Origin of the sequence: Halorubrum ezzemoulense DSM 17463 (assembly GCF_002114285.1) — an archaeon.
GTDB classification, from domain to species: domain Archaea; phylum Halobacteriota; class Halobacteria; order Halobacteriales; family Haloferacaceae; genus Halorubrum; species Halorubrum ezzemoulense.
The window spans coordinates 1-2,858 of sequence record NZ_NEDJ01000137.1 but is presented as its reverse complement, the minus strand read 5'-3'; the positions used below and the strand labels follow the sequence as shown (position 1 = coordinate 2,858).

At 40.5% G+C, this 2,858-nt stretch carries 2 protein-coding genes; one reads left to right on the top strand and one right to left on the bottom strand.

Annotated features, from left to right (window positions below):
* Positions 1-182: 182 nt before the first annotated feature.
* Positions 183-635 carry a hypothetical protein gene (locus B9H04_RS18475; RefSeq protein ID WP_139835158.1) on the top strand — a complete coding sequence of 151 codons (453 nt, stop codon included), beginning with the start codon at positions 183-185 and terminating at the stop codon, positions 633-635.
* A gap of 423 nt (positions 636-1,058) precedes the next feature.
* Here B9H04_RS18475 and B9H04_RS18470 read toward each other — a convergent pair whose 3' ends face one another.
* Entirely contained in the window at positions 1,059-2,642 is a 1,584-nt protein-coding gene (locus B9H04_RS18470) for a bifunctional DNA primase/polymerase (RefSeq protein WP_139835157.1), read from the bottom strand.
* Positions 2,643-2,858 lie beyond the last annotated feature (216 nt).

Genomic DNA, 2,858 nt, shown 5'->3' with positions numbered 1-2,858 from the left:
GATTCAAACTAAGAAAATAACGAATAGTAATTAAATTAGAAAACAGTAAGAAGAGCCTTTGAGAGTATGGAATATCCGTATATAACACGTAACTATCCCCCATTGTGTTATCAGGCTCACGTCATGCGGTTTGGAGGGTCCGAAACGCTAAACAGGATCGTGAGTGTTGTTAGTTTAAATCAATGTTAGCTATTCTTGGTACTTTCTTCACACTAGTTGGAACTGGTATTATAACGTATCCAGATATTGTTTATCTTGAAAAGTGTTATCCAACCGGTCGCTTATTAAGAGCCATTGAAACGTTAGAATCCAGAGCGATACACCGTGATAATACTGGATTTAAAGAACTAAGAGCCGAGATTAATGATATTGTAGAAGAGTATCACTTAAGATCAGATATTGACAAAATCGATATTTATTCATCGGGTATCGACGTGGGAGGGAGAGTTACAAATTTCAAAGTTATTGGATATATTGACGATGAAGAGGTAGATAGAATTGAAGAGCCTGAATTTGAGAGAATACGTTTTCAGATATATCGTAAGATCCGGAGAGGCAAAACGAAAATCAGAGCGTATGGTATCGCTCTTGTGGTACTTGGCTTTTTGATACAGGGTTATGCTATCCTATACTAGAACCCCATATAGCAGAGCCATGCCTATCGTAAGAAATCCGAAGCTCAAGCCCATCGGGATTAACGAATTACCAAACTCCCTATCCCCGAAAAAGACTGTATAGCAAAGGATAGATCCGAATAACAGTAACGTCGCTCCAAGTCCAAAGCCGATTGAAGAAAGGAGAGTGAATATCATAGGTATCCCTCATCCTCAAGGAGCTTGCTCAAGGATAGTTCTACTAACATTTTTTCGTTGTAATTCTTATCATATGTGTAGTTCTCAAAAGCTTTTGTTAAATCCTCGTCGTTAATCGCACATCTGATTAGTTTAATGTCGGTACTTTCGTCGTTGTTATTTACGCTTAAACTCATTATTGAAAAATCCAAACTGCTAGTGCTAATCCTGCCATGCTACCAATCCCCAAAGTTGCTAGTGATTCAATCATATACTTACTCTCTTTACATTATTATCACTTCTTTGTCCTTTACCCTCGGATAAACCACCGGGGGTATCTTGATACATGGGTTGGTTATTATCTGCTAGAGAGTGTTGCTCTGAACCCCCCCTATCTACATACATGGGTTGGTTATCTTCGGGTTCATATTTCTCTGCCTTGTACCTGATATGTTGTGCATCGATTGGGTCCGGGAGATCCGCCGGATACACCCGATAATCAACCCCCTCCTTGATACAGGCTAATTTGATAGAACCCTTCTTTCGCATTTTCTTCATGGCTCTTCTATACGTCTCTTCGGTGTTTCTATCTAGTTCAGAGCAAATCTTTCTAATCGCATGAGGGGACGGGTATTCAGTCTCTTTACCCTCCGATAGGGGACGGGGGGTATCTTGATACATTGGTGTTTTACAAACAGCCTCCAAATCCCCTCTGTCAATCTCCAAGTTCCATACTTGAGCCATATCCTTAGCAGTATCAATATCCCAATCTTCAATCAGCCAATTCATTACAAAGTCAACATAATTTTGCGTTATCTCTGAATACTCATTGAATTTTCTTTTGTCGTTGTTTCGCTGGTTCAGTAATCTATTGAATAGCGATTGATCGAATTGCCGAATAGCATTATCCAGCATACCATGCTTGTATCCCTTCCCCCGAGATACCCACTTTCTCTTTTGTCCATCTTTCGTGAAGGGTGTTTGATTTGAATAATATGAGTAAACCTCTCCCGCTAACCCCCGGCTTTCGTTGTGAGATTCACCATAATATTTGAAAACACCGTATAAGTGTTCTAGCGTAACAAAGTCCAATCTGCTACGGTCGATTTTGTTTGAACCCTCCTTTGTGAGAGAGTGACCCATACTCCCTCTCCCGCCGTTAAGCCGGTCATGTAGGTCTTGGAAAAACGCCGTATGATCGCTCTGTAGTTTGCTCAAAATCTCTTGAGCTGCATTCAATCGCTCTGAACCTTCGGAGAGTGATTCAATATCGATGTCGTCAGAATAACCTTCTACAGTCTCTTTTTCAAATCCACCAATCCAATCCTCCAAGTCGTCTTTGCTGATTTGCTGAATTGGTGCATCATTCTGGATACGATATATCCCCGGATCTTCGGGAGAACAACACTCTCCGGGATTTGGACAATCCTTACCCTCCCTGATACCATGTATCTCGGTCCCCGGACCTACCACATACTGATTCTGACTCCTTATCTCGCCCCAATCCTCATCGACATTAGGCAAAACATCGTCAGACACTACCCACCTATGCGATCCGTGGGGACTTGATACAGAAAAGGTATCTTGGGTGTTTTTAAGCAACTTATCAGGGGCTTTGTCCTTGTCGTCAATATCAATAAAGTGTAATCTCCCGTGAGCAAACACCGCATAGTTACCTAGATTTTGCTCTAAATCTCTCCGATGGGTTTTGTCGGTAAAGTCAATATAACACTTCTTAGTGCCGTCTTTCAGGGGTATAGCGATGTTACTAATATTTACAGAAACGTTGTTAAGTCTCCGCAAAGCGATACATTTAAATTCGTTAGGGTTATAGTTAGAATTGGATAGCATAATAGTCCATCTCCCCCGTGGGATGCTGGTAACATCCCGCGAGATTTACTAAGTATCAGTTAGATACTTCGACCGCATTCAAACATTCTTTCAAATTTGTGTGTAATAACTAGTTGAACTTCAACCTTTAAAAAGCTTGCCAAGTCTTTATTAATATTTCTTGTAGATTCAACAAACATATATGTGTTAATAAGCCACATATTAATATCCTAATAT